Source organism: Pedobacter sp., from assembly GCF_035317785.1.
GTDB lineage: Bacteria > Bacteroidota > Bacteroidia > Sphingobacteriales > Sphingobacteriaceae > Pedobacter.
This window is the reverse complement of the sequence record NZ_DATHGC010000287.1, coordinates 1-26,090: the sequence shown is the minus strand read 5'-3', so window position 1 is coordinate 26,090 and position 26,090 is coordinate 1. Positions and strand designations below refer to the sequence as shown.

Below are 26,090 nucleotides of genomic sequence, written 5' to 3'. Positions count from 1 at the left end.
GTTTTGCGGGGATCTAACCTCAGGTATTTTTTTGCAGGAATATTGTCGTTTGCCATCTGGGGTTTTTTTTCAATCCCGTTGCGAAATCTTAAAGCATTTCCCTCTGAGGAGATCCTGTATTACCGCATATTTACCTCTGTGGTATTTATCTGGATATCGATTCTGCTTTTTAGAAGGGAAGCGCTTAAGAAAGACCTGACCTACTTTAAAGGCATCTCAAAAAAAGACCGGCATGCTATCCTCATCCAAATTCTGGCTTCTACTGTTTTCCTGACATTAAACTGGTATACTTATATCTATGCAGTCAACAATGTGAGTTTGCAATCGGCCGCTTTTGCCTATATGGTATGTCCCCTGCTTACTGCTTTTGGGGGTTTTGTGCTATTAAAGGAAGAGCTGTCCAGGTTGAAGCTCATTTCATTGGGTATCGCATTGCTCAGTATCGTTCTTCTTGGATCGGGATCTTTTGTTGAAGTGACCTGGTCGGTAGTGATCGCGCTGTTGTATGCGCTTTATCTCATTCTTCAGCGGAGAATGAAGCATCTGGATAAGCTGAATGTATTGGCAGTCCAGATCGGCCTGGCAGTTTTAATCATGCTGCCCTTTTATTTAATCGGGCATGGGGCAGTTCCGTCGACGATGTGGTTTTGGGGAAATATTGTTGTGGTGGCGGTTGTTTTTACAATCATACCGCTATTCCTGAGTCTTTATGCATTAATCGGGATCCCTTCTTCGACGCTTGGCATCATAATTTACATCAATCCCATTATAGCCTTTACTGTTGCTATTTTTTATTTTAATGAGCATATTGATTCCTATAAACTGGTGGCATATGGCTTACTGCTGGCTTCAGTTCTCGTATTTAACTGGGGCATAATAAAAGATATCACTACATTTAAAAGATCATTGAAAAATAACTAAAGTTTTGTTTGCCTCCAGCTTAGATACTGCCATAGAATTTCTTAAAGGGGTCGGTCCTAAACGGGCTGAACTTCTTCAAAAGGAGCTCGGTATTTTTACCTGCGAAAATTTACTGAGTCACTTTCCATTCCGCTACATAGACAGAACCAGGTTTTACAAGATTAATGAACTGGATCCGGACCTTCCTTATGTCCAGATATTAGGAAGGATCACCAGCAAGGAATTGATCGGAGAGAAACATAAAAGACGAATAGTTGCCCGGCTGACAGATGATACCGGCAGCATTGAACTGGTTTGGTTTCAAAGTTTAAAATGGGTTGATGAAAACGTGATCAGGGGCAAGGTCTATATTGTCTTTGGTAAACCGGCGGTATTTAACGGTGCCTACAGCATTTCACATCCCGAACTCGAGAATTACCCGCGACCTGCTACTATCACAGGTAATTTAACGCTTCAGCCGGTTTACCATTCTACGGATAAACTGAAGAAATCCTTTCTGGATAGCAAGGGAATACAAAAGTTACAAGCCGCAGTGATCGAACAATTTCTTCGGGAAATAAGAGAAACCATTCCATCGCATGTTCTTGAAAAATATAAGATGCCGGTTAGGAATGAGGCGCTGCTGAACATACATTTTCCAAAGAATCTCAGCGCATTAAAACATGCAGAACGCAGGTTGAAATTTGAGGAGTTGTTTTTTATCCAGCTGCAGATGCTCCACAATAAACAGCAAAGGGAACTTCGGTTTAAAGGGCATTTGTTTAGTGTGGTGGGTGAAAGGATAATCACTTTTTATAAGGACATACTTCCATTTGAATTGACGAATGCACAAAAAAGGGTGATCAAAGAAATCAGGCTGGACACCCAGCGTGGAATTCAGATGAACAGACTGGTGCAGGGTGACGTAGGAAGCGGCAAAACAGCTGTCGCCTTAATGAGTATGCTCCTTGCTAATGATAATGGCTACCAGGCCTGCATGATGGCCCCTACGGAGATCCTTGCACGTCAGCACTACGAGTCTTTGACGTCTTTGCTGAAAGGTCGCCTGGTCAGCGTGGCAATACTCACCGGAAGTACGACAAAGAAACAGCGAACGCAACTCCACAAAGAGCTGGAGTCTGGCGAAATTGATATCCTGGTGGGTACTCATGCTTTGATAGAAGATAAAGTTATATTCAAAAATCTGGGTTTTGTGGTCATTGATGAGCAGCATCGTTTCGGTGTGGAGCAACGGGCCCGGCTATGGAGAAAAAATATAATTCCGCCGCATATTCTGGTCATGACTGCCACTCCGATACCACGTACGCTGGCCATGACTTTATATGGAGATCTGGATGTGTCTGTGATTGATGAACTGCCTGCCGGCAGGAAACCCATTGAAACAAAACATCTTTATGAGGGCCAGAGACTAAGGATGTTTGGCTTTATGAAGGAAGAGATCGCAAAAGGCCGGCAGATCTATGTTGTTTATCCGCTGATCAAAGAAAGCGAAAAACTGGATCTTCTGCATTTGGAGGCGGGAATAGAACAGATGAGCTACCAGTTTCCCAGGCCTCGATACCAGATCAGCATTGTGCATGGCAAAATGAGCAATACCGATAAACAATTTGAAATGCAGCAATTTATTGACGGTAAAAGTCAGATCATGGTGGCTACTACAGTAATAGAAGTTGGTGTAAATGTTCCAAACGCTTCCGTTATGGTCATAGAAAATGCGGAGCGGTTTGGTTTATCTCAATTGCATCAGCTTCGCGGGCGTGTAGGCAGGGGAGCTGAACAATCTTTTTGCATATTGATGTCGGGCAGCAAACTAAGTAAAGAAGGCAAATTAAGGTTGGAAACGATGGTAAGGACCAATAATGGTTTTGAGATCTCCGAAATTGACCTTCAATTGCGGGGACCGGGCGATATTGCGGGCACACAGCAAAGCGGCGTGCTGGAACTGAAGCTTGCAGACCTGGCAAAAGATCAGCTGATCTTGCAGGAAGCCCGGAATACGGTAATAGAGATATTGAGGGAAGATCCCCAACTGGAGCTCCCTAAAAACAGCCTGCTAAAAACCTACCTTTCAAAAAGGAGCAGAGGGATAGCCTTTGATAAAATATCTTAGTCTTCGTCGCTTCCTGGCAGTGATCCTGAACCCGAATAAGCGCCTTTGCGAATAATCGGCGTTTTAAGGTATTTATAGAGTTCGTCCAAATGCAGCAGGCTGCCATTTGTCAGATTTCCCAAAAATATAATTACAATATTTTTCTGCACATCGCGCACATAGATGTGTCTGAATCCATGCCACCATCCGGTATGATATACTACCTTACGGGCATTGTCTCCATCAAATATGCGCCAGCCATAGCCGTAGTTAAAATGACCGTTTATCGCTTTATTGTGACCAGTATAGGCGGAGTCCAGACTCTGTTTTTTTAATAACCTGCCATTTTTCAATGATTTGTCGAATAAGATAAGATCATGAAGGGTGCTGTAAATGCCTTTATCCCCGACAGGGCCATCCAGGAAATTTTGTGCCACAGAATACCTCCAGGTACGGTCATGGCCTACCACATCAACCGGGATCTTAGGGTAGACTGTTGTGGAATACACATGTGTATGCTTCATTCCTGCAGGCTTAAAAATATTTTCCATCATATAATCTGCATAAGATTTGCCGGTTACTTTTTCGATGATGGCAGCCAGTACCATATAGTTGGAGTTATTGTAGTGAAAACGGGTATCAGGCCGGGCGTAAGGATTCGGTTTTTTGTCTGCTATAACCTGCATGACATCCTGGTTGGATACCCCTTTTTTCATATCGCGTCTCTCTTTGCGCCAGATGTCATCGATAAAATACACATAATTCATCATGCCGCTGCGGTGCGTCAGAAGCAGCTTAACGTTAATCCCCTCGTAAGGAAAATTTGGGTAAAACTTTTTAACATCATCTGTCAGTGAGAGCTTTCCTTGCTCTATCAGCTGTAATATTGCCGTACCTGTAAATGTTTTGGTGACGGATGCCAGTTCAAATTCAGAATTGATCCTGAGACTGTCCCTGTGCAGATAGTCTGCCCAGCCAATTGCTTTTTCATAGAGGATCTTGCCGTCCCTGGCAACCAGCATATTTCCGTTAAAGCCATATTTTTTGTGCAGGTTGTAAACAAAGTCAGCAATCCATTTGTCGCCCTTGGCCGGATCATATCTTAAAAGCAGGCTGTCGGCCTTATCGTCATCAACTGTTCGCTCTTTGGACGGGGTTTTTAAAGTGTCTCCCTTTTTGGAATTTGAACAAGCTATAAATAAAAAAGTGGCCAATGCAGCCACGGCTAATGTATTGCGATAAGTCATGAATTATACAAACAGTTTGAAGCCGGAAAATTAAGGATTATAACCCTTTTAACGCAAAAGAGTTTTAAACATTGCCTGCTTTGTCACGATAAAAACTGATTTATGTAACGAATCCAAATATCTGATATAAATCCAGTGCTTTAAATCCAAAAAAACTAAATTTGTCAGTAAAGATAGCGTTCAGCTTTGGAATATTTCAGATGAGGCCGGGCAGGATTATATAAAATAAATTAGGTGCAAAAATTACAACAAAGAAATACTATGAGTTTTAGAATAGAACACGATACAATGGGTGAGGTACAAGTACCGGCAGACAAATATTGGGGTGCTCAAACTGAACGTTCAAGAAATAACTTTAAAATTGGTCCGGAGGCCTCGATGCCAAAAGAAATTATCCATGCTTTCGGTTATTTAAAAAAGGCAGCTGCACTTGCAAATAATGAGCTTGGTGTTTTATCAAAAGAAAAATCGGATTTGATCGCAAAGGCTTGTGATGAAGTAATTGCCGGAAGTCTTGATGACCAGTTCCCATTAGTGATCTGGCAGACAGGTTCAGGAACCCAAAGTAATATGAATGGAAATGAGGTAATTGCCAATCGTGCCCATGTATTAAACGGCGGCCAGCTCAGCGATGACAAAAAAATATTGCACCCGAATGATGATGTTAACAAATCACAGTCGTCAAATGACACCTATCCTACAGCGATGCATATTGCTGCATATAAACAGGCAGTAGAAGTCACTATTCCTGGTCTTGAAAAGTTACGTAACACGTTGCATAAAAAGGCAGTGGAATTTAACGATATCGTAAAGACGGGCCGCACTCATTTTATGGATGCTACTCCATTAACGCTGGGTCAGGAATTTTCGGGATATGTACAACAAATCGACAATGGTATCCGTGCAGTTAAAAACGCACTGGTGATGGTCTGTGAGCTCGCTTTGGGCGGTACTGCTGTTGGAACAGGACTAAATACTCCTAAAGGATATGACATTTTGGTTGCGCAAAAGATAGCAGAGCTGACAGGCCTTCCTTTTGTAACTGCCCCAAATAAATTTGAGGCTTTGGCCGCACATGATGCTATGGTCGAACTAAGTGCCGCATATAAACGTGCTGCAGTTTCACTGATGAAAATTGCTAACGATATAAGGATACTGAGTTCAGGCCCCCGTTGCGGAATAGGAGAGCTTATTATTCCGGATAATGAACCTGGATCATCAATTATGCCAGGTAAGGTAAATCCTACTCAGCCGGAAGCAATGACTATGGTTTGTGCCCAGGTAATGGGTAATGATGTTACCGTCGGCATAGGAGGCTGTAGCGGACATTTTGAATTGAATGTTTTTAAACCGGTTATTGCAGCTAATGTATTGCAGTCTGGAAGATTGATTGGAGATGCTTGCGTATCATTTAATGATAAATGCGCAGAAGGTATTTTGCCAAACCTGCCTGAGATTAAAAAACATCTGCAGAATTCCCTCATGCTTGTTACCGCCCTCAACCCGCATGTGGGTTATGAGAATGCAGCTAAAATTGCAAAAAAAGCCCATAAGGAAAATAAAACTTTAAAAGAGGCTGCTGTGGAACTTGGCCTGCTGACACCGGACCAGTTTGATGAATGGGTGCGTCCGGAAGATATGGTTGGAAGTTTGAAATAGGCAAAGCACGCTATGCGCATTCTATTCTTTTCCTTTTTAATTCTGTGCAGCCTGACTGCATGCACGAGGCTGCCGGATATACAGGGCAAAGGCACAGAATTTCTACAGGGTGTGTGGAATCAGGACAGTGTCGCGAACTCAGACAAATTATTGAATTATACACAGCATAAATTCAAATTTACCTGTGATTCATTCTATGTTGATCTTACTACCCGATCCAGTGTTAATTATTACGAGGATTCCTGTTACAATAAGGGTATTTGGAGGGAATATGCAAAAGGAACTTACCTGGTCAGGGCAGATACGCTTTTTTTAGCGGGAACTTATACCAAGGCTAACTATAAGCAAAAGATTTCAGGCTGCTATCAAATCGGGCAGTACATTAAAAGCTTTAAGATTGATCACAATGAGCAAGCGAAACTGATGCTTGAGAATACCGGGAACCAAAGAGAGATCAGCCTGAAGCTAGAACAAAAGATAATGTGTATACCACAGCCACTATAGGGTTAAATTAAATGATATGAAGAAAATTAACAGCATATTTAAAATTGTGATCATTGCCATTGTGTTCAGTTACGTTCCGGTGACAGCGGGCGCCTGGGGAATGCTCGGGCACCGGATAGTCGGACAAATAGCAGAGAATCATTTAAGTGCTAAAGCCCGGAAGGCGCTCAGGGCAATTTTGGGTGATGAAAGTACGGCAATGGCAAGTAACTGGGGAGATTTTATAAAGTCAGACCCTGCTTACAATTATCTCTATAACTGGCATTTTGTAAACCTGCCTGAAGGACTGGACAAACGGGGAGTTGATGCTTTTTTAGATGAAGAAAAGGCGGCTAACGTTTATAACAAGATACCGGAGATGATCGCCGTACTAAAAGACACTAAAAGTACTGCTGATCAAAAAAAACTGGCGCTTCGGTTATTGATCCATTTGGTCGGTGACCTGAACCAGCCAATGCATACTGCCAGAAAGGACGATCTTGGGGGAAATAAAGTATATGTAACCTGGTTTGGTGAAAAATCCAATTTACATAGAGTTTGGGATGAGTCGCTGATCGGGTACCAGGAACTTAGTTATACCGAGTATGCTGCCGCAATCGACCATCCGACAAAAGACCAGCTGAACGCCTGGAAAAGCGCTTCTCTTAAGGATTTTGTTTATGGTTCATATGTGGCCTGCAACAAAATCTACGCAAATACTAAGGCCGAAGATAAATTGAGCTATAAATACAATTTTGACTTTGTCGGGCTTTTAAATGAACAGTTGTTAAAAGGGGGGATTTGCCTGGCTAATATCCTAAACGACACTTATAAATAATGAAAAATGTTAATGATTGACCTAACATTAATGAGGTAAATTTTTATCTTTTCCGGCATTGATCAGGTAAATAAAGTTGAACATACAAAATGAGGCGACCGCGCCAAAGGTATGCCACAAGAAATGTGTTCCAAAATTAAACAGATGCCATTTATCTGCAATTCTAAAAGTCAGTGCAATCATAAAGGCGACGAGGGCCAGCCCAACCCACTTTCCATGTAGCCAGTCGGTACGGTTTAAATAGCCCGCTACCGGGAGTAATACTACGAGTGCCATAACCGCATAGTTAATATTGATGAAAAGGTGTGGATTGGCTTTCATGGTACTCCTAAAAAAAAATTGTATGACTATATAAACCAGTGCCAGCAATAATGCATATTTCCATTTTATCAACTTGGATAAAAAATATACGCCTGCAGATATGCATAATAACAGAATGGGCAGCCAATCCATTAGGATAAACAAGCTCCATTGGCGCAGTCCATGATACAGTGTGCCGCCTATTCCGCCGATGTACAAAAACCCAAGTGCTACGCTTAAAAATAGATGTGATTTGTACCTGCCCTTTAATTTTAGTGTCCAGAATACAGCGATTCCCAGAAAGAAAAAGGAGGTGATCGCATTTAACGGTTCAGGGAAAAACCGGCTAAGATTTGTTTCTGCATATAAGGAGCCGCCGTCGGAAGGAATTTGTATTAATGATAACATACTGCAATTCATTTTGATATTAACAAATCAGGTTTTTTAAATGTTTTGCTCTATTTTTACAAAGCGTTAAACATAAAGTAATCGTATGACAACATCTCCTAAATTATTTATGATCATGTTAGGCTGTACACCCAAGGACCGGCACACAGAGCAGCATGATATATACTTTAGCATAGGCACTTCAATCAATGATTTGAAACAGGAGATCATTGATTTTTGGCCGGAGGCAAATGGGAAGATCCACTTGGATGCCTGGCGTTGTGTAACAGCAGCTGACGGATATCAAATACAAGTCGTTGAGGTAAACGAGCAAGCTGAAGTGCAACCGTTTAAACTTTTCTTTTTCAATCTTGGCGGTTATAAACTGAATGAATTTGATGAGTTTCATTACAAAATGCTGGTAGTTGCCGAAAGTAAAGCCATTGCCATTCAGAAGGCAAAGGAATCCGCTTTTTACAAGCATACAGGATTCACCGGGGCTTCTTCGCATATTGACGACAAATTTGGTGTTGACATAGATGATTTCTTTGAGATACCGGACATGCTGCCGGCTGATTTGAAAAATAAATATAAACTGCAAATCAGTCCTGCGACTGGTTTAATTGAAGATCAAATACACCTGGGTTATATGAAGCTGGATCAGTCTTTTGTGTAACAGATAAGTTAGTTTTGAATAGATTGATGGTTATAACCCTATCTTGACTCATAAATTTAAACACCAAATATCATTGTATGGAAAAGCGCCGGGACTTTATTAAAAAAGTGGGCATCACAACTGCTGCATTGACAGTAGGGCAAAAGCTTTTTGGCAGCAGCTCAACGGGTTTTACTGCAAAAAGTTATAAACGCATCATCGGTGCAAATGACCGGATTCATGTTGCCGCCATAGGCCTGAACGGACGTGGAAACGGAATGGCAGGGGTTTTTGCAGGTCAGAAGAACACAGAAATCTCCTGTGTTTGTGATGTTGATTCCAGAACGATACCAAAAGCTATTAAAACTGTACTGGACGCCAAACAGGAAAGCACACCGCGTTCAGAAAAAGATTGCAGAAAAGTTTTGGCAGATAAATCCATAGATGCAATTTATATAGCTACACCGGATCACTGGCATGCCCCGCTTACGATTATGGGTTGCCAGGCAGGAAAACACGTTTATGTAGAGAAGCCCTTAAGTCATAATCCGAATGAAGGCGAAATTGCGGTTGCTGCTGCCCGTAAATACAACAGGGTTGTACAAATGGGTGCACAAAGGCGTTCAGCTCCGGTACTTACTCAGGGTATACAACAATTGCATAAAGGAATAATAGGCAGGGTATACATGGCCAAGACCTGGTATACCAATGCGAGAAAGCCAAACTTTCTGAAGGCAGCTGAAGTTCCTGACTGGCTGGATTATGACCTTTGGCAAGGCCCGGCACCCCGCATGGCTTATAAAGACGGATTAATACATTACAACTGGCATTGGTTTTGGCATTGGGGAACAGGCGAAGCCTTAAATAACGGGACACACGAGGTTGATGTGGCCAGGTGGGGACTGGGAGCAGATTTTCCGGTACGCGTTTCTTCAATGGGAGGCAGATACAACTATAAGGATGATTGGGAGACTCCGGATACACAGATCACCAATATAGAATATCCCGGAGGCGTTACACTGGTATGGGAAGGACGCAGTTCAAATGCAAGAAAGGTTGAAGAACAGGACCGGGGAATTATTTTTTATGGTGAGAAAGGCAGCCTGGATACTGGTGGAGACAGCTATAAAATCTATGATCTTAATGGCAAGCTCATCAATGAGGTAAAATCCTTAATGAAGGAAGATGCTATTGACGGGCGTAATACTGCAAGTCCAAGTGTTGGCCTGGACAATTACCATGTTATGGATTTTCTGGATGCGATACGAAATAACCGCAAACCAAACTGCGATGTAGAAATTGGTCACAAAAGTGTGGTTGCAATGCAATTGGGAAATATATCCCTTCGTGTTGGACGGGATCTGAAAATAGATCCGAAAAACGGGCACATTATAGGTGACTCTGGTGCTCAAAAGCTTTGGTCACGCAGTTATGAAAAAGGCTGGGAACCTAAAATATAATTTGGTAAATTGCTTGTTTGCAATAGAATAGTGTTTGTTTAACAGTTTTGTTATATCTTTACACTATGAATAAGAGTTTGTTAGCTATTATTTTTATTATCCTGGCGAGTACTGCAGTAGCGCAAACCAGTCACAGTCTTTCAGACGCTGATGTTGCCGGTGGTGGCGCTATAAATATCGTTGTGTCCAGTTTAGATGAAAATGCAGGCAATACCTATTTTTCAGAGGCTGAAAAAAATGAACGCAGCGGTGATTATAATGAGGCTTTAAATTTATTTGGAAAGGCTGCTTTTGAGTACAACAGCTCCAGGCAATTTTCAAGATACGGATCTGCTTTAATGCGGCTGAGCAATGTTCATTATTTGCTTACACATTATACAGAGGCTGAACAGGTGGTCCTGAATGTCGCATTGAAAAATTATTCTAAAATAGGGAGCAGGGCAGGACAAATGGATTCTTATGGCCAGCTCGGCAGAATATACCTTGCTTCAAATAAACTTACGCAGTCACTTTGGTTTTATACCCAACAGGGAATCCTGGCCAGACAAATAGGCAGTAGTGCTGCCAATATTGAATCTGTATTGGGCATAGCCAATGTAAAGATTAGAAAAAAAGAATATGTAATGGCTTCAAAGGATATTAATAAAGCGGAAACCATGGCCAAATCTGCTAACACCAATCAGTTTAAGGGCCAGATCAGGGAAGCCAGAGCCTTGATTCCGGTAAAAAAGAGTAAATCCTGATACAGTAGCTAATCGGTTGTAAATAAGGTTTTTTTGGCACATGTATTTGTTTAGGAATTTAATTAACTTTGGTAAGTTTACAGAAAAGAGACAGTATTATTACTGTCTCTTTTCTGTTTATTTGTGAAATTGGTATCATATTAGTGTGGATTATAAAAATGGATTTTAAAATAGTAAAAGAGATGTTGAAGAAAATATTATTGGTAACCTTTACCGCTGCTGTACTTGCCTGTCAAGCTTCTCCTAAGGTTCAGCCGCTGGTTAAAGGCGTAAACAATATTGTGCCGGATGAAAAGCAAGCCCTTGTTTGCAAGGAGATAGTGACACTAATCGAGAACTATAATTATAAGAAATCAAAGATCAATGATTCTATATCATCGCTGGTCCTGGACAAATATATCAAGGACCTTGACCCTTATAAGTATTATTTTCTGGCTTCTGATATAAAAGAGTTTGAGAAATTTAGGTTTGAACTGGATGATGATTTCAGAAATGGAGACCTGAGTGCCCCATTCTATATATTTAATGTGTATCTGAAACGCTATAATGAGTTTATCAATTTTGCGTTGACACAGGCAAAGTCCAAATTTAATTTCAATCAGGAAGACTCTTACACCTTTGATCGTGAAAAAATGCCATGGGCGAGTTCCACTGTATCCCTTAACAACATTTGGAAAAAAAGGGTAAAATATGAGCTGGTAAATTTGAAAATTGCTGGTACCCCGGAAGAAAAGAATGCGGAAACACTGACCAAGAGATACACTAATTTGAAATCTCAATCAGCAAAGGTTAATAACCAGGATGTATTTCAAACAGTGATGGATGCATTTACTGAAACTATTGATCCCCATACGAATTATTTTAATCCTGTTAATGCACAAGCGTTTAATGAAGATATGGCTCGTTCTTTTGAAGGAATAGGTGCAAGGTTACAGCTGGAGAACGAAGTGTTGAAGATTGGTGAGATCATACCCGGCGGACCTGCTTTCAAAAGTAAGCTGCTGAGTGCGGGTGACAGGATAATTGGTGTAGCCCAGGGAGACGCAGAGTTTGAAGATATCATTGGCTGGAGAATAGAGAGTTCCGTTGCTAAAATCAAGGGACCCAAAGGCACAAGGGTAAGATTGAAAATCATTCCCGCTGGTCAGGAGATGTCTGCCAAGCCAGTCATCATAGAACTGGTGAGGGAACGTATCGTGATGGAAGACCAGTCTGCTAAGAAAAAAGTTAAAACCATACAGTCCAACGGTAAACCGTATAAAATAGGTGTGATCACTGTCCCTGGCTTTTACGCTGACTTTAAAGCTGCGAGAGCAGGTGATCCCAATTATAAAAGTACCACAAGGGATGTGCGGTTATTGATTGATACTTTAAAGAACCGGGATAAGGTTGATGCGATTGTCATGGACCTTAGGGCGAATGGCGGGGGCTCCCTGGTGGAAGCCATAGATCTTACCGGTTTGTTCATTGATAAGGGGCCTGTAGTTCAGGTGAAAGACCTTAAAAGCAGTATAGACGTACAGGAAGACACAAATGCAGGAGTTGCATGGAGTGGCCCTTTTGGAGTTATGGTGGATAGATTGAGCGCCTCTGCATCTGAGATTTTTGCGGGAGCTATACAGGACTATGGTCGCGGGATTATTATGGGAACTCAAACTTATGGTAAAGGAACGGTCCAGTCTTCTATAGACATGACCCAGCTGGTAAGTCCTAATATTATGCAGAGATTGGCTGCTTTGGTGAATAAGAATGGTTCGGTTGCCCCTGGCAAAGATGCTGCGCCTCAATTGGGCCAGATCAATTTAACTATGGCTAAGTTTTATCGTGTTACAGGAAGTAGTACGCAGCATAAAGGGGTGATGCCTGATATCCAGTTCCCGTCACTTTACCCTTTAGATAAAATAGGTGAAGATACCGAGAAATCAGCTCTGCCATGGGATGAAGTTAAAAGATCCAACTTTACACCAGTTGCTAATCTTGGGAATGCCAGGAACGAATTGCTGAAACTTCACGAACAAAGGATGGCCAAGTCATTGGATTATAAAATGCTGCAGCAAGATATTGCGGAACTCAAAAAACGTGAGGTAGAAACGGCCGTAACACTGAATGAGATTAAACTGAAAGCAGAGCGAGATAGCTTGGAGGCAAAGAATTTGGCAAGAACCAATCAGCTTAGGGCCTCAAGAGGATTGCCTGCTGTTAAAAAGGGCGACAAGATCACCAAAGAAGAGAGCTTTGATTTTGTAGAAGACGAAAGCTTACAGGTCATGGGCGACTTTATGAATCTGGCAAATCCGAATAGCAAGAGTTTGGTTAAGACGAGCCCGCGCTTCACTAATTAATTACCTTACTAAAAAGGGCTTCCAATTCGGAGGCCCTTTTTAGTAAGGTAAATTTTATCGTTATTTTTTTACATTGTCTTTTTGTACCTGCATGGCCATCATCTCTTTTAAGGTACGGTTCATGCCCTCGGTAGATCCATCAAGGAAAATCACATTGCCGTCACTGGTCTCGGCAAACTGTTTAATGGATTCAGTCCACATCGTAAATAAAATAACGGAAATATCAAGATTTGCTTCTTCCATTTCCTGTGCCGCTTTAGTCATACCATGAGCCACTTCAGCGCGAAATAAGGCGATACCCTGACCTCTGAGCTGAGCGGCTTCGCGCTCCGCTGCAGCGGCGATCTTGATGGCATTACCATCAGCCTCTGCCCCTTTTGTTTTTGTGATCAATAGTGCTTGGCCTTCGTTTTCAGCTGCCGCTTTTAGGTTATTTGAAGCAACAACCCTGCTCATTGAGCGCATGATTTCTTCATCAAACGTGATGTCGTTCAACTGAAGATCCTGCAGGTGATACCCCCAGCTTTCAAGGACCTGGTCGATCTGATGCTTTACATGTTCAACAATTTCATTTCTTTGAGCGAGTACGTTAGCCTGTTTCTGTGTGGCTACGTATGCGCGGATCGAACCTTCAATAGTTCTGATCAGGGCCTGCATCAAATTGGTTGCATCAACAAATTTAAAGGCTACATTTTTAATGGTTTCTTCATCATGATTGATCACTGAATAGAGCAGCATGGCTTTAAAATAGACATTGGCCTGATCCTGGGTCACGGCTTGAAAAGAAAGTTCTACCGATCTGTTCTGTATTGAAATTCTGGAATGAATTCTTTCTATAAGAGGTATTTTCAAGCTAAGACCGGGGCTTAGCAATCTTCTGTACTTTCCAAAAACAGTGATTACAGCGATTGTGCCTTGTTTTACTGTGACGAATGAACTGATTAAAATAATGAAAGCAATGAATAAGAAAATGTAGAGAGGGTAATCCATAATGATTTGATTTTAATGTAGTTCAATATACAAACAAATAGAACGTATCTGCAAAACTAAATATACACGACAAGGCACAGATATTGTATTGGTTAGACGATTTAACTTTAAAATCTAAACTATGAATGTAAAGCGAACCTTTGGAACTATTCTTACAATTTTAGGAATAATCGGGCTTATTTATGCCGGCTACAGCTTTGTGAACCACTCCACAGGAACCCGGGGACTTATTGTTACTGCGGTGATAGGGGTTATATTCTTTTTCGCTGGTATAGGACTGGTGAGAAATACTAAAGATGAAGCTTAATTAGTTTTTAATTCAATACGGCCTTTCCCAGAGAATCGAAGCTGATGTTTTGGAAAGTCTGTATTGGTCAGAAACTGGATTTTTTTAAAGGCCCCATACTTCGTGTCTAGTGTCAACCCGTTTAACCTGGTTTGTTTGACTGAGATAACGTCTGCATACAGGAAATCTCCACTGCTGTTTATTTTGAGCTGCAGCAACGGAGCAATCCCGCTTGGACCACTTAGATTGAACATTCCGTAGGTGCAGAAGTTGCCCAAACTATATGCAATAAATTTATTTTTATATACTTCTACCGCTCTGGTTACGTGTGGTCCGTGACCGAGTACCACATCTGCTCCCGCATCGATTACACCATGAGCAAATTTGTAAACATTACCCCTGTTTTCTTTATAGAAGATCTCCGGCTTTCTGGGCACATGCTCAAATTTTGAACCCTCTGCTCCGCCGTGGAAAGAGACAATCACAATATTTACCCGGGACTTTAAACTTGAAATGAGCGCTTTTGCACTGTCCAGCTGATTGATCGAAACGGTATTTTCATTAGGTGCAAAGGCGCAGAAAGCATATCTGACACTATCTTTTTCAAAAATTACTGAGGGGCAGGTCTGCAAGCCGGCATACTTAATATTTAGAGAATCCAGCAGGGTAACAGTTCTGTTTCTTCCTTTAAATCCGAAATCTCCAACGTGATTGTTTGCAATGCTCATCAGGTTAAACCCGGCTTTTTTAATGATACCGGCATAGCGTTCCGGCATTCTAAATGCAAAGCAGCTATTGCCAGTTGTGTCTTTACATTTTGTTGATTTGCCACTGTCTAAAAAACACCCCTCCAGATTTCCAAAAATGATGTCGCCTTTTAAGAAGGTGTCAACGTTTTTGAAGCTTTTTATTCCATCATGTTTTGGCAAGGTATTCTTTGCTGGGTATGCAGACCCAATCATAACATCACCAACTGCGGTAATGGAAATGGTATCTGCCGGAAATGCAAGGGTGTCTTGTGCCATGACCTGCTGGAAGCTTACCATAACATTGTTTGCCGTGGACACACAGCTGATCAGGATCAAAAGTAAATAAGTGCTGAAGATGTTGATTCTAAAAAGGTTCATAGGAGGAGTTATTCCTCCATAAGATCGTTTTTAACGCCTTCCAGGATTCTTCCGCCCTTGTAAAAGTAACGGGAGTAGTAAGGTTCATTTAAATTGCTGATCACCACACCACGGGTTGAAGAGGCATGAGCAAAGCGGTTATCACCGAGATAGATTCCGATATGCGTGATGCTTCTGCTTTTAATCTTAAAGAAAACAAGGTCGCCTTCTTTAAGTTCATCCTTTGGCAAAGGATTGACCATGCTAAAAATATCACGCGAATTGCGGAGTATGGTAGTGTTGAAAACTTTGTCGTAAATGGCTTTTGTAAAGGCTGAACAATCAATACCTTTTTCAGTATTACCTCCAAACCTGTAAGGAGTACCTATCCACTCGTAGATGAATTTGTACAGTTTGATATTAGATGTCGCATCGACTGCAACTCCCATCACCTGGGAAAAATATTGTGAGGCTAAGTTATCAGGATCTTCCAGTTTACTCGTTTCTTTTGTTTTAGTTTGTGCGTTTAATGCCAACACAGCGAACAATACAATTGTAGAAGACAACAAAAACTTTTTTATCATGTTATACTGTTAAGTTTGGGTAAATAGCACTTACACTTAAACGTACGCCACTGTGGCTTATTGTTTGAGTAGCAAACTTATGCATTTTACAAATGTTATCCAAATGTCATGAAGTATTTACTGAAAGTTATCCACATTTTTCTGGCCTTAGTGTTGTTTTTACAATCAATTACTTCGATATGTTGCAATAAAAAAGTAGATTTGCTCTCGTAAAAAAAATCAACACCCCAAAATGAGTGCAGTAGAAATAAATAAAGATACCTATCTGAAGTGGTTTGAGTCGATGTTGCTGATGCGCAAGTTCGAAGAAAAAACCGGTCAACTTTACGGACAACAAAAAATTCGTGGTTTTTGCCATTTATATATTGGTCAGGAAGCTGTGGTAGCAGGAGCTATATCTGCTATGCAGCAAGGCGATTCCATGATTACTACCTACCGTGATCATGCGCATGCACTGGCCTTGGGGGTAAGTGCAGACAGCATTATGGCGGAGATGTACGGTAAAGCGACCGGTGTCTCTAAAGGTAAAGGGGGTTCTATGCACATGTTTAGCAAAGAACATCATTTTTATGGCGGACATGCAATTGTTGGCGGACAAATTCCATTGGGTGCAGGCATTGCATTTGCTGAAAAATATAAAGGAACCAGCAACGTTAACATTTGCTATATGGGTGACGGCGCAGTTCGTCAGGGTGCCTTAAATGAGACCTTCAATATGGCTATGCTTTGGAAACTCCCTGTAATATTTGTTTGTGAGAACAACTTTTACGCGATGGGAACTTCTGTGGAGCGTACCACAAATATGACTGATATTTACAAAATAGGTTTAGGATTTGATATGCCATGCGCTCCGGTTGACGGTATGGATCCGGTTGCAGTTCACAATGCAATGGATGAAGCCATTCAGCGTGCAAGAGCTGGTGAAGGTCCGGCTTTTCTGGAAATGAGGACATACAGATACCGTGGTCACTCGATGTCTGACCCTGCTAAATACCGTACCAAAGACGAATTAGAGGAATATAAAGCTAAGGATCCTATTGAGCAGGTGAGAGAGGTTATCCTGAAAGAAAAATATGCTGATGGAGCATGGATAGAAGAAATTGAAAATAAAGTAAAGCAGATCGTTGATGAATCTGTGAAGTTTGCTGAGGAGTCTCCATGGCCTGAAGCGTCAGAACTGTATACTGATGTCTATGTTCAGCAAGATTACCCATACGTAACAGATTAATTAAGAACGCATTTCAATAGAAATATAATGGCTGAAATAGTTAGAATGCCCAAAATGAGCGATACCATGACCGAAGGGGTCATGGCAAAGTGGCATAAAAAAGTTGGGGATAAAGTAAAAAGCGGCGATGTTATGGCCGAAGTGGAAACTGATAAGGCGACCATGGACCTGGAATCCTATTGGGATGGCACCGTATTGTACATTGGGGTAGAAGAAGGAAAGGCCGTTCCTGTTGATGCGGTTATCGCAGTGGTGGGCAAGGAGGGTGAAGATTATAAAGCTGCACTTGATGCAGAAGGAGACGCTGCTGCTCCTGCCGCGGCAGAAAAACCTGCCGAAGAAAATAAACCTGCTGAAGATAAAAAAGATGTTCCTGCTGAATCAGCGGCAGGTCTTTCAGAAGCTGAACTGGAGAAAAAAGGCGTTACGGTTATTCGTATGCCTTTGCTCAGTGATACCATGACTGAAGGCGTGATTGCTGAATGGCATAAAAAAGTTGGAGATAAAGTTAAAGATGATGATATCCTTGCTGATGTGGAAACCGATAAGGCAACTATGGAGGTGATGGGCTATGCGACAGGAACCTTATTACATATAGGTGTTGAAAAAGGTCAGGCAGCCAAAGTAAATGGCATTATTGCTATTGTTGGCCCTGAAGGGACTGATGTAAGCGGCATTCTAAGCCAGGGTAATGCTCCTGCTAAATCAGCAGCAGATAAAAAATCTGATGCGCCTGTTGCCGAAAAAGTTTCATCTGAGGTAAAAGAAGAAGCCCCGGCTTCGTCTGGAAGCGGCGACCGGGTAAAGGCATCCCCGCTGGCCAAAAGAATTGCAAAAGATAAAGGAATTGACCTTGCGCAGGTTTCCGGCAGTGCTGACGGTGGCCGTATCATTAAAAAAGATATAGAAAACTTTAAACCAGCGGCTGCTGGCGAAAGCAGTTCTGCTAAAGCAGCATCTGCGCCAGCGGAAAAAGCGGCCCCGGTACTTACACAGTATATAGGTGAAGAGAAATTTACAGAGAAACCGGTTTCTCAAATGCGTAAAGTGATCGCTAAGCGTTTAAGCGAAAGTTTGTTCACCGCACCGCATTTCTACCTGACTATGGTCATTGATATGGATGCTGCCATTGCTGCGCGTACCAAGATGAACGAGTTCTCCCCGGTTAAATTATCATTCAATGACCTGGTATTAAAAGCAGTTGCTGTTGCCTTAAAGCAGCATCCAAATGTGAACTCTTCATGGAGAGGCGATACGATCCGTTACAATGAGCATGTTAACATTGGTGTTGCGATCGCCGTAGAAGATGGATTATTGGTTCCTGTTGTGCGTTTCGCTGATGGAAAATCACTCTCCCGTATTTCTGCTGAGGTTAAAGATTTTGCACAGCGTGCAAAAGCTAAAAAGTTACAGCCTGCAGATTGGGAAGGTTCAACCTTTACCGTGTCTAACCTGGGTATGTTTGGTATAGATGAATTTACAGCTATTATTAACACGCCTGATTCTTGTATCCTGGCCATCGGCGGAATCTCACAAGTACCTGTGGTTAAAAATGGTGCTGTTGTTCCCGGAAATATTATGAAGGTTACTTTAAGCTGTGATCACCGTACGGTTGATGGCGCTACAGGGGCCGCGTTCCTGCAAACATTTAAAGCATTGATGGAAGAACCGGTTAGGTTATTGGTTTAACCTTTAATCCTTAAAAATATGAAAAGCTGGAAGCGTAAAAGCTTCCAGCTTTTTTTTATGCCTTTTAGTTTTTGTACTTTTGCGCACATGTCAAACATCAAACCTTCTTTAGCTAAAGGAACCAGGGATTTTTCACCGCTGGAAATGGTAAAACGTAATTATATTTTTGACACCATTAAAACGGTGTTTAAAAAGTATGGTTATGCAGAGATACAAACACCTTCTATGGAGAATCTGGCAACACTTACCGGCAAATACGGGGACGAAGGAGATAAACTAATATTTAAGATATTAAACAGCGGAGATTTTTTATCAAAAGTAAAGCCAGAGCTATTGGCCAATGCCGATTCAAATGCGCTGACTTCATCAATTAGTGAAAAAGCCCTGCGGTACGATCTTACAGTGCCATTTGCAAGGTATGTAGTCATGCACCAGAGTGAGATTTCACTTCCCTTCAAGCGGTTTCAGGTACAGCCGGTCTGGCGTGCGGACAGGCCGCAAAAAGGGCGTTACAGAGAGTTTTATCAGTGTGATGTAGATGTCGTGGGCTCTGACAGTTTATTGAATGAAGCAGAGTTTGTTTTGATCTATCAGGAGGCCCTAAGCAGCCTTGGGCTAAAAGATTTTACAATAAAGCTCAACAACCGTAAAATCCTGTCTGGCATTGCGGAAGTTGTGGGTAAGCCGGAGCTGATTGTTGATATGACGGTTGCTATTGACAAACTGGATAAAATAGGATTGGATGGTGTTGTTAAAGAGTTGATGGAAAGAGGGTTTACTTCAGCTGACATTGATAAATTAAAGCCCGTCATTCTGTTAGAGGGTTCAAATGAGGCAAAGCTCGAAAGTTTGAAGAAAGTGCTTACAGGTTCATCAGCCGGACTAAAGGGAATTAAAGAGATAGAACAGGTTTTTGATTACCTGAGGCTGCTGCTTGGCGGCGAGTCTTTAACAGCTAATGTTGAGCTTGACATTACCCTGGCGCGTGGACTGAATTACTATACGGGATGTATCTTCGAAGTGAAAACGAATGAGGTAGCAATGGGAAGCATAGGCGGTGGCGGAAGATATGATGACCTGACGGGGATGTTCGGATTGAAGGATTTAACGGGTGTCGGTATATCTTTCGGTGCAGACAGGATTTATGATGTGCTTCAGGAACTGAATCTCTTTCCTGAATCGGCTGCTGCCGGTACTAAAGTTCTGATCAGTAATTTTGATGATGCAGCAGAAAAATATGCCCTGCCTCTGTTGCAGGAGTTCCGCAAAGCAAATATCGCTGCTGAACTGTATCCTTCATCGGCAAAACTTAAAAAACAAATGAGCTATGCGGATGATAAACATATTCCATATGTGATATTGATTGGCAGTGAGGAAATGGAAAACGGTATCCTGACGCTAAAAGATATGCAAAGCGGTCATCAGCAGAAATTAACTGCCCGAGCAATAATTGAGTCCTTAAAAGGCTAATTAGCCATTGGATGCCATATAGCTTTCAAGGTTCTTTCTTGCCTTTGTCCTGATTTTGTTTTTGAGAAAACCTGTCCAGCCTAATAAAATGCCGGTAAGGCCAAGTGCCTGCCTGGCCCAGGTGTAAAAATTGAACTGGTCCTTGTGACCGGTGATCTTGTTGTTTTCAATGATAAATGAAGCTTTAATGCGGTTGATGACTTTATTGCCAGTGGCTGAAAAAGTATAGTATGCATCCCATTCTGCGGTACCGCCGGTCTCATTTCCGCAGATATTTTTGAATTCAATACGCAAATCTTTGCCATTTTTCAGTAGCATCGCCCACATAGCGCGCACTTGTTCTGTACTCAAATCAACAAAGACGGGGTCGCTAAAACTGGAATGTTCTGCATAGCATTCTTGCATGGCTTTGGCGTCCTTATTTTGAAAGCTGCTGTAGAAATGATGGAGGAGTTGTTCGTTGGAATTCATATTTAGCTGATTGTACACCTAATTTACGGAAAACAAAGCTATGCTCATGTTGTTGTTAATGAATAAATAGATTTATATGAAAGCAGTTTGGAAAGGGTCTATTGGCTTTGGACTGGTTAACATCCCGGTTAAACTATTTTCAGCTGTTCAGAACAGTCATCTTGACCTGGACATGCTGGATGAAAAGGATCACTCCAGGATCAGGTTTAAGCGTATTAATGAGAATAGTGGAAAAGAAGTTCCTTATGACAAGATTGTAAAAGGCTTCCTGGTCAATGAAAAGTACGTCATTCTCGATGATGAAGATTTTCAGGATGCAAGTCCCGAAAAGACCAAGATGATAGAGCTGGAGAATTTTGTAAGTATTGATGAGATCAATCCCATTTATTATGAAACGTCCTATTATGCTGAACCTGAAAAACAGGGTAAGAAAGCGTACTCCCTATTGCTAAAAGCACTGATCAAATCCAAAAAGGCGGGAGTTGCAAGATTCGTACTGCGCAGCACAGAAAATCTGTGTGTCATTCATCCTATGAATGAGGTGTTGGTAATTACTAAAATCCGTTTTCCCGAAGAGATCAGGTCTGCTAAGGATATAGATGCACCGTCTTCCGCTTCCATTAACAAAAAAGAACTTGATGTTGGATTGGCGCTTATTAAACAATACACCTCTGAGTTTAACATCGAAAGTTTTCATGATGAATACAGCATTGCACTGCTGAAGATCATTAAAGCAAAGGCTAAAGGAAAGAGAGCAACGGTTAAAAAACTCAAACCCAGAGAAGAGCTTAGCGATGATCTGTATGGTCAGCTGATGAAAAGCCTGAGTGGAAGGAAAGGAGCTTAATATTGTTTTCCGGATAAAATACCTTCAATTTTATCCAATAGTTCGTCAATATCAAAAGGCTTCGCAAGGAATCCATTAGGAATATATTCTCCATGCTCAATATTTTCAGAAGTATAACGGGCGGATATCATTAAAACAGCAATATGCTGAATTTTGGAATCTGATCTTATTTGCTTCAGCAATTCTCTGCCATCACCATCCAGCAGCATGATGTCCAGAATAATCAGGTCAGGCTTAAACTGTTCAATACTGCTCATCATGTCAGTACTATTGTTGATCCCGGACACCTTGTAGGCTTCACTTTGCAAAATCAGCGTAATGACGTCCAATATTGCATGATTGTCCTCGATAACAAGTATGTTTTTATAAACTGCGGAGCTTTTTGCCAATGTAGATTCAATTATTTGCCTGCAAATATATCTAAGAAATCCGTTTGTTTATATCTTTTTTAAAAAAAATAAACAAACGTTGCTAGTGCTGTCAGTTGCTTAAAAAAAACAATCACCATCTGCAAAAACAAAATATTTGCAAAGCCGATGAAACCTTTTCGGTTAAATACCGTCTTATTAGTAAGTTTTTAGTTTTAGGTTAGGAGAGGGTGCGGTTGTGGCGACTGCACCCTTGCTATTTGGGTCATATAAAGGCAATGTTACTCAACAATTCTAAGAATAAGCGGTATTTGATTACTTTTGTGAGGTATTGAAAAATAGAACTCTACATATCAATCGCATTTTAGCGTCAGTGTTGCTTTGGGTGTTTGCCATTGCGCTAACGCCCTGGAGCTCTTTTCATCATCATGAAAAGGAACAAATCTATTGCCACAAGGATGGTAAAACGTGTTCCCACAAGGTTCATGTTGGAAATGAAAGCCATAAATGCCTGGTTTGCTCAGCTCATTTTGAAAAAAATTACCATATCAATGAGATCGGTCATTCAGTAACGTTAAAAAGCAGATCCGCAGTAAAAGATCACCCGCTAATCAGCGCCTCATATGTGATCTTAATTGCCACATCCCTCCGCGGTCCCCCTGCGTGCTAACTCCAACGATTATTTGCAATTAATTAAAATTTTTTAACCGGGTACCCGTACCCTGAATACTTCATCATATGAAACGTATACAACTGTTTGTAGCTATACTATTGTCTTTTTTTATTTTTTCCGGCAGTTTTGCTGCCGATGTAGCCGAAATAACCGGCAAGGTTACCGATGCAAAATCTCAGTCAGGATTGGCTGGCGCTACCATTTCAATTCCTGATCTTCGTATATCTGCAATAACGAATTCAAGTGGAGAATTTACTTTGAAGAACCTGCCTGCCACCGGGCGATTTCTGGTGCAGGTAACCTATGTAGGTTACCGGTCGTTGACACAAGTAATTGATTTTGCCAGACCTGGTATACTTAGTTTTGCTTTACAAGTCAGTGTAATTGAAGGCCGGGAAGTAATTATTACAGGCTCTGCCTCAAGTTCTGATAAACGGAAAAACAGCACTTCTGTTTCTTCTTTAACTAAGGCCCAGCTTTTATACCACCCATCCACTAACCTGATTGACGCGATTTCCCGGGTACCGGGTGTTGGCCAGATCACGACCGGAGCGGGAATATCTAAACCCGTAATTCGCGGTCTGAGTTACAATCGTGTAGTGACTGTAAGTGATGGCGTGAAACAACAGGGACAGCAATGGGGAGATGAACATGGTATTGAAATTGATCAGTATAGTGCTGACCACGTTGAGGTGTTAAAAGGCCCCGCAAGTTTAATGTACGGGTCAGACGCCCTTGGCGGAGTCATTAATATCCTTGATGGCTTGCCGGCTCCGGACGGAACTTTAAGAGGGGAATTCTTAACCAATTACGCGACAAATAACGGCCTTACCGGCAGTTCATTAATGCTGCAGGGCAATGAAAACGGCCTAATCTATAAAGTTCGCGGCTCTTATAAAAATGCATATTCTTATCAGACGGCGACGGAATATGTTCCCAATTCAGGCTTCAATGAAACCAATTTTGAAGGGCAAATTGGTTTGAATAAGAAATGGGGATATGCACATTTGAACGCTTCAAGTTTCCGGACAAATATTGGTTTTTATGAACCCGCAAGAAATGAAACCGGCCAGCTCGTAGATGAAGCGGGTAACGTTTTTACCGAAGAACGGAATAAGGACCGCGCTTTAGCATTTCCAAAACAGGATGTCAGACATTATAAAATTGCATTAAACAGCAATATTCTTTTAGGGGATGGTAGTCTGAGAACAATCCTTGGCTACCAGCATAATCTGAGGAGAGAACTGGAGGCAGAAGGAACAGACGGCCTTGCTTTGTTTCTGAACAGCCACACTTACAGCTATGATTTAAAATACTCATTTAAAGAGATGAAGGGCTGGTCTCCTGTAGTTGGTCTTTCCGGCGAGTTCACCCATAGTTTAAATACTACAGGTGCAGAGCAGCTGATTCCTGATTATGACTCACAAGCTTTTGGCGGATTTGCATTCATCAAAAAAACCTGGAATAACGATACGTTTAATGCCGGAGCAAGGTTTGACTACCGGAAAATGACAGGTAAAGCCTTTAGCGGCGATGCTGAATTTAATGCTTTTACCAATGACTTCTCTCATATAACAGGGGCTTTAGGTTATACCCATGAATTTAGCGACGCGCTCAGTTTCAAAGCCAATGCCGGAAGCGCATTCAGAGCGCCCAATATCGCAGAGCTTTCGTCTAACGGAGTGCATGAAGGTGTGTTCCGCTATGAGATAGGGAATGCAGATCTTAAACCTGAACAAAGTTACCAGTTCGATGCCTCTTTTGATTATCAAAACCAATATTTAAGTGCGAGTATAGGCGGCTTTGCCAATATGATCGATAACTTTATTTATTACAGCACCGATGGTACTACTACTCCCATTGAAGATGAAGAAGGAAATGTAAAGGATTATCCGGTCTATAATTTTGTACAGGACAACGCTTTCTTGCGCGGCATAGAGGCTTCTTTAACTTTGCATCCTGTGAGCTTTATCCATTTTGAGAACGGTTTTTCCTATACGAGAGCAACTAACCGCACAACCAAAGAATCGCTGCCATTCATTCCAGCCGCAACTTTACGAAACGAGCTGCGTTTTGAACCGAAAATTACCGGTACATCAAATTCATATCTTTCAGTTGGTATTGATAATTTTTTCAAACAGACCAAAATAGACAGCTTTGAACAGGCAACAGGAGGTTATACTTTGCTTAATGCTGCAATCGGCACCACGTTAAGAATTGGCAAGACCCAGGACATAACCATATATGCTGCGGCTAAAAACTTACTGGACAAAGCTTATTATGACCATTTGAGCCGTTTTAAGCCGGGCAGATTGAGTGATGAAGATCCGGCACTTGGAATTTACAATCAGGGCCGTAACATTACATTTGGTGTAAATATACCATTCTCCTTAAAAAAATAACTCCGGTAAAAATGGAGGTACAAACCCGTATTCTTGTAACAAGAATACGGGTTTAGTTTTATATATTGGTTAGCTTTAGAACTTTCAGCAGGCAACTGCTGTTTGTTAATTAAATTAAAACAATATGCTTAGGAAAAATTTGTTCCCATACTTTTTAGCACTGTCCCTCTTTCTTTGCCTTTCCGTACCTGTACTTGCTCAGAAAGCCGATACCATATCTATTACGCTGGATAATGTCAGATATCCTTACCCTGTAAAGTACTTTCCTGTCACTACAGAAGGACAGGACCTGCGAATGGCTTATATGGATGTGTTACCTACCCAGCTGTCAAATGGCAGAACAGTAGTCTTGTTTCATGGTAAGAATTTTGGAGGATATTATTGGGGAGATGTGATCAGATCCCTGACAAGCAGAGGCTTTAGGGTAATCGTGCCAGATCAGATTGGATTTGGTAAATCTTCAAAAGCCTTTATTCATTATAGTTTTCATCAGATGGCCCGCTGGAATAAAGCACTGCTGGATACCCTTAAGATCCAAAGGGCAAGTATTCTCGGTCACTCTATGGGCGGTATGCTGGCCACGCGCTTTGCACTCCTCTACCCGGAAAGAACAGAAAAATTACTGTTAGAAAATCCAATTGGATTAGAAGATTACCGCAGGTTTATTCCTTACATCACTACCGAAGAACAATACAAAACGGAACTGAAAGCTACCCCTGAAAGTATCAGAAAATATTATCAGTCTTCTTATTTTACCTTATGGAAACCTAATTATGAAGAATTGGTAAGGATACCGGGAGGGGTGACAAACAGCACTGATTTTTCCAGGTGGGCCAGGGTTGCTGCAATGAC

At 41.6% G+C, this 26,090-nt stretch carries 23 protein-coding genes; 16 read left to right on the top strand and 7 right to left on the bottom strand.

Annotated features, from left to right (window positions below):
- Positions 1-3: 3 nt before the first annotated feature.
- Both VK541_RS17675 and recG read left to right on the top strand, forming a co-directional pair.
- Positions 4-921: an EamA family transporter gene (locus tag VK541_RS17675; protein WP_324371678.1), complete on the top strand. Its 918-nt coding sequence runs from the start codon at positions 4-6 to the stop codon at positions 919-921.
- A 4-nt stretch (positions 922-925) separates the two neighbouring features.
- Entirely contained in the window at positions 926-3,031 is a 2,106-nt protein-coding gene (recG, locus tag VK541_RS17670) for an ATP-dependent DNA helicase RecG (RefSeq protein WP_324371677.1), read from the top strand.
- On the opposite strand, the gene VK541_RS17665 is transcribed toward recG, so the two are convergent.
- Positions 3,028-4,257: a serine hydrolase domain-containing protein gene (locus VK541_RS17665; RefSeq protein ID WP_324371675.1), complete on the bottom strand. Its 1,230-nt coding sequence runs from the start codon at positions 4,255-4,257 to the stop codon at positions 3,028-3,030. The two genes, recG and VK541_RS17665, sit on opposite strands and share 4 nt — an antisense overlap.
- A 261-nt stretch (positions 4,258-4,518) precedes the next feature.
- Here VK541_RS17665 and fumC point away from each other — a divergent pair, with 261 nt between their 5' ends.
- The 3 genes from fumC to VK541_RS17650 are packed head-to-tail and all read left to right on the top strand — an operon-like array spanning position 4,519 to position 7,237.
- A complete protein-coding gene (gene fumC / locus VK541_RS17660) occupies positions 4,519-5,916 on the top strand; it encodes a class II fumarate hydratase (protein ID WP_324371674.1) in 1,398 nt (465 codons plus the stop codon).
- A gap of 12 nt (positions 5,917-5,928) precedes the next feature.
- A complete protein-coding gene (locus VK541_RS17655) occupies positions 5,929-6,420 on the top strand; it encodes a fumarate hydratase (RefSeq protein ID WP_324371672.1) in 492 nt (163 codons plus the stop codon).
- Between the two features lie 16 nt (positions 6,421-6,436).
- Positions 6,437-7,237, top strand: a complete 801-nt coding sequence (locus VK541_RS17650) for a S1/P1 nuclease (protein WP_324371670.1) — start codon at positions 6,437-6,439, stop codon at positions 7,235-7,237.
- 27 nt (positions 7,238-7,264) lie between these two features.
- Here VK541_RS17650 and VK541_RS17645 read toward each other — a convergent pair whose 3' ends face one another.
- On the bottom strand, positions 7,265-7,945 hold the full coding sequence (locus tag VK541_RS17645; RefSeq protein WP_324371669.1) for a hypothetical protein: 681 nt from the start codon (positions 7,943-7,945) through the stop codon (positions 7,265-7,267).
- 85 nt (positions 7,946-8,030) lie between these two features.
- On the opposite strand from VK541_RS17645, the gene VK541_RS17640 reads away from it, so the two are divergent.
- The 4 genes from VK541_RS17640 (at position 8,031) to VK541_RS17625 (ending at position 13,124) form a co-directional block, all read left to right on the top strand.
- Complete coding sequence (locus VK541_RS17640; protein ID WP_324371668.1) at positions 8,031-8,600, top strand: DUF1543 domain-containing protein; 570 nt, start codon at positions 8,031-8,033, stop codon at positions 8,598-8,600.
- Positions 8,601-8,677: 77 nt separating this feature from the next.
- The gene (locus VK541_RS17635) at positions 8,678-10,039 is read left to right on the top strand and encodes a Gfo/Idh/MocA family oxidoreductase (protein WP_324371667.1); all 1,362 of its coding nucleotides are present in this window, start codon (positions 8,678-8,680) and stop codon (positions 10,037-10,039) included.
- Between the two features lie 65 nt (positions 10,040-10,104).
- Entirely contained in the window at positions 10,105-10,782 is a 678-nt protein-coding gene (locus VK541_RS17630; RefSeq protein ID WP_324371666.1) for a hypothetical protein, read from the top strand.
- 182 nt (positions 10,783-10,964) lie between these two features.
- Positions 10,965-13,124 (top strand): carboxy terminal-processing peptidase, encoded by a 2,160-nt coding sequence (locus VK541_RS17625; protein WP_324371665.1) that lies wholly within the window; start codon positions 10,965-10,967, stop codon positions 13,122-13,124.
- A 60-nt stretch (positions 13,125-13,184) separates the two neighbouring features.
- On the opposite strand, the gene VK541_RS17620 is transcribed toward VK541_RS17625, so the two are convergent.
- Positions 13,185-14,114: an SPFH domain-containing protein gene (locus VK541_RS17620; protein WP_324371664.1), complete on the bottom strand. Its 930-nt coding sequence runs from the start codon at positions 14,112-14,114 to the stop codon at positions 13,185-13,187.
- Between the two features lie 121 nt (positions 14,115-14,235).
- Between VK541_RS17620 and VK541_RS17615 the strand changes: the two genes are divergently transcribed.
- Positions 14,236-14,421, top strand: a complete 186-nt coding sequence (locus tag VK541_RS17615) for a hypothetical protein (RefSeq protein ID WP_324371662.1) — start codon at positions 14,236-14,238, stop codon at positions 14,419-14,421.
- On the opposite strand, the gene VK541_RS17610 is transcribed toward VK541_RS17615, so the two are convergent.
- Both VK541_RS17610 and VK541_RS17605 read right to left on the bottom strand, forming a co-directional pair.
- Positions 14,418-15,527: a CapA family protein gene (locus VK541_RS17610; RefSeq protein WP_324371660.1), complete on the bottom strand. Its 1,110-nt coding sequence runs from the start codon at positions 15,525-15,527 to the stop codon at positions 14,418-14,420. The two genes, VK541_RS17615 and VK541_RS17610, sit on opposite strands and share 4 nt — an antisense overlap.
- 8 nt (positions 15,528-15,535) lie before the next feature.
- Positions 15,536-16,090, bottom strand: a complete 555-nt coding sequence (locus VK541_RS17605) for a C40 family peptidase (RefSeq protein ID WP_324371659.1) — start codon at positions 16,088-16,090, stop codon at positions 15,536-15,538.
- 232 nt (positions 16,091-16,322) lie between these two features.
- On the opposite strand from VK541_RS17605, the gene pdhA reads away from it, so the two are divergent.
- From pdhA to hisS, 3 genes are all read left to right on the top strand, one after another.
- Entirely contained in the window at positions 16,323-17,318 is a 996-nt protein-coding gene (gene pdhA / locus VK541_RS17600) for a pyruvate dehydrogenase (acetyl-transferring) E1 component subunit alpha (protein WP_324371658.1), read from the top strand.
- A gap of 27 nt (positions 17,319-17,345) precedes the next feature.
- Entirely contained in the window at positions 17,346-19,007 is a 1,662-nt protein-coding gene (locus VK541_RS17595; protein WP_324371656.1) for a 2-oxo acid dehydrogenase subunit E2, read from the top strand.
- A gap of 87 nt (positions 19,008-19,094) precedes the next feature.
- Positions 19,095-20,477, top strand: a complete 1,383-nt coding sequence (hisS, locus tag VK541_RS17590; protein ID WP_324371702.1) for a histidine--tRNA ligase — start codon at positions 19,095-19,097, stop codon at positions 20,475-20,477.
- Here hisS and VK541_RS17585 read toward each other — a convergent pair whose 3' ends face one another.
- The gene (locus VK541_RS17585) at positions 20,478-20,948 is read right to left on the bottom strand and encodes a nuclear transport factor 2 family protein (protein ID WP_324371655.1); all 471 of its coding nucleotides are present in this window, start codon (positions 20,946-20,948) and stop codon (positions 20,478-20,480) included.
- Positions 20,949-21,024: 76 nt separating this feature from the next.
- On the opposite strand from VK541_RS17585, the gene VK541_RS17580 reads away from it, so the two are divergent.
- Positions 21,025-21,795: a Ku protein gene (locus VK541_RS17580; RefSeq protein WP_324371654.1), complete on the top strand. Its 771-nt coding sequence runs from the start codon at positions 21,025-21,027 to the stop codon at positions 21,793-21,795.
- Here VK541_RS17580 and VK541_RS17575 read toward each other — a convergent pair.
- The gene (locus VK541_RS17575; protein ID WP_324371653.1) at positions 21,792-22,184 is read right to left on the bottom strand and encodes a response regulator transcription factor; all 393 of its coding nucleotides are present in this window, start codon (positions 22,182-22,184) and stop codon (positions 21,792-21,794) included. The genes VK541_RS17580 and VK541_RS17575 overlap by 4 nt on opposite strands.
- 717 nt (positions 22,185-22,901) lie before the next feature.
- Between VK541_RS17575 and VK541_RS17570 the strand changes: the two genes are divergently transcribed.
- A complete protein-coding gene (locus VK541_RS17570) occupies positions 22,902-25,238 on the top strand; it encodes a TonB-dependent receptor (RefSeq protein WP_324371652.1) in 2,337 nt (778 codons plus the stop codon).
- A 124-nt stretch (positions 25,239-25,362) separates the two neighbouring features.
- A partial coding sequence (locus VK541_RS17565; protein ID WP_324371651.1) for an alpha/beta fold hydrolase occupies positions 25,363-26,090 on the top strand: 728 nt, incomplete at its 3' end.

What these genes read in the sequence shown, in the direction of transcription:
- VK541_RS17595 (WP_324371656.1), top strand. Translation starts at nt 17,346, where the DNA reads ATGGCTGAAATAGTTAGAATGCCCAAAATGAGCGATACCATGACCGAA.
- VK541_RS17645 (WP_324371669.1), bottom strand. Translation starts at nt 7,945, where the DNA reads ATGTTATCATTAATACAAATTCCTTCCGACGGCGGCTCCTTATATGCA.
- VK541_RS17635 (WP_324371667.1), top strand. Translation starts at nt 8,678, where the DNA reads ATGGAAAAGCGCCGGGACTTTATTAAAAAAGTGGGCATCACAACTGCT.
- VK541_RS17620 (WP_324371664.1), bottom strand. Translation starts at nt 14,114, where the DNA reads ATGGATTACCCTCTCTACATTTTCTTATTCATTGCTTTCATTATTTTA.
- VK541_RS17655 (WP_324371672.1), top strand. Translation starts at nt 5,929, where the DNA reads ATGCGCATTCTATTCTTTTCCTTTTTAATTCTGTGCAGCCTGACTGCA.
- VK541_RS17630 (WP_324371666.1), top strand. Translation starts at nt 10,105, where the DNA reads ATGAATAAGAGTTTGTTAGCTATTATTTTTATTATCCTGGCGAGTACT.
- VK541_RS17615 (WP_324371662.1), top strand. Translation starts at nt 14,236, where the DNA reads ATGAATGTAAAGCGAACCTTTGGAACTATTCTTACAATTTTAGGAATA.
- VK541_RS17665 (WP_324371675.1), bottom strand. Translation starts at nt 4,257, where the DNA reads ATGACTTATCGCAATACATTAGCCGTGGCTGCATTGGCCACTTTTTTA.
- VK541_RS17605 (WP_324371659.1), bottom strand. Translation starts at nt 16,090, where the DNA reads ATGATAAAAAAGTTTTTGTTGTCTTCTACAATTGTATTGTTCGCTGTG.
- VK541_RS17650 (WP_324371670.1), top strand. Translation starts at nt 6,437, where the DNA reads ATGAAGAAAATTAACAGCATATTTAAAATTGTGATCATTGCCATTGTG.
- VK541_RS17585 (WP_324371655.1), bottom strand. Translation starts at nt 20,948, where the DNA reads ATGAATTCCAACGAACAACTCCTCCATCATTTCTACAGCAGCTTTCAA.
- VK541_RS17610 (WP_324371660.1), bottom strand. Translation starts at nt 15,527, where the DNA reads ATGAACCTTTTTAGAATCAACATCTTCAGCACTTATTTACTTTTGATC.
- fumC (WP_324371674.1), top strand. Translation starts at nt 4,519, where the DNA reads ATGAGTTTTAGAATAGAACACGATACAATGGGTGAGGTACAAGTACCG.
- VK541_RS17625 (WP_324371665.1), top strand. Translation starts at nt 10,965, where the DNA reads ATGTTGAAGAAAATATTATTGGTAACCTTTACCGCTGCTGTACTTGCC.
- VK541_RS17570 (WP_324371652.1), top strand. Translation starts at nt 22,902, where the DNA reads ATGAAACGTATACAACTGTTTGTAGCTATACTATTGTCTTTTTTTATT.
- VK541_RS17580 (WP_324371654.1), top strand. Translation starts at nt 21,025, where the DNA reads ATGAAAGCAGTTTGGAAAGGGTCTATTGGCTTTGGACTGGTTAACATC.
- pdhA (WP_324371658.1), top strand. Translation starts at nt 16,323, where the DNA reads ATGAGTGCAGTAGAAATAAATAAAGATACCTATCTGAAGTGGTTTGAG.
- VK541_RS17640 (WP_324371668.1), top strand. Translation starts at nt 8,031, where the DNA reads ATGACAACATCTCCTAAATTATTTATGATCATGTTAGGCTGTACACCC.
- hisS (WP_324371702.1), top strand. Translation starts at nt 19,095, where the DNA reads ATGTCAAACATCAAACCTTCTTTAGCTAAAGGAACCAGGGATTTTTCA.